At 65.1% G+C, this 372-nt stretch carries 1 protein-coding gene; it reads left to right on the forward strand.

Translation table 11 applies throughout. The features are described 5' to 3' along the window. Positions 1-32 precede the first annotated feature (32 nt). Positions 33-372, forward strand: a 340-nt coding sequence (locus E1294_RS52255; protein WP_246083911.1) for an AMP-binding protein, incomplete at its 3' end; no start/stop codon positions are given.

The following is a 372-nucleotide window of genomic DNA, read 5'->3' on the forward strand; positions in this document are numbered from 1 at the left end:
GTTCGCGGGTGGTGGTGTGTGCGGAGCGGGCGTTGGAGTTGCCGGCGATGTTGTTGGGGGTGTGGCGGGCCGGTGGCACGTATGTGCCGGTGGATCCGGGTTATCCGGCGGCGCGGATCGCGCATGTCCTGTCCGACGCGGATCCGGACGCGGTGCTGGTCAATACCCGGATGGACTTTGATGTCGAGGTTCCGGTCCTGCATGTGGACGATGTCCCCGAACGTGCTGGGGAGCCTGTCGAGGGGGATGCGGCTTATGTGATCTATACGTCGGGGTCGACGGGTCGGCCGAAGGGTGTGGTGGTTGAGCACCGGCAGGTGTTGCGGTTGTTCGCGGCCACTGAGCGCTGGTTCGGTTTCGATGCCACGGATA

The sequence above is a fragment of the Nonomuraea diastatica genome (assembly GCF_004349015.1).
In the GTDB taxonomy this organism is placed as follows: Bacteria; Actinomycetota; Actinomycetes; order Streptosporangiales; family Streptosporangiaceae; genus Nonomuraea; species Nonomuraea diastatica.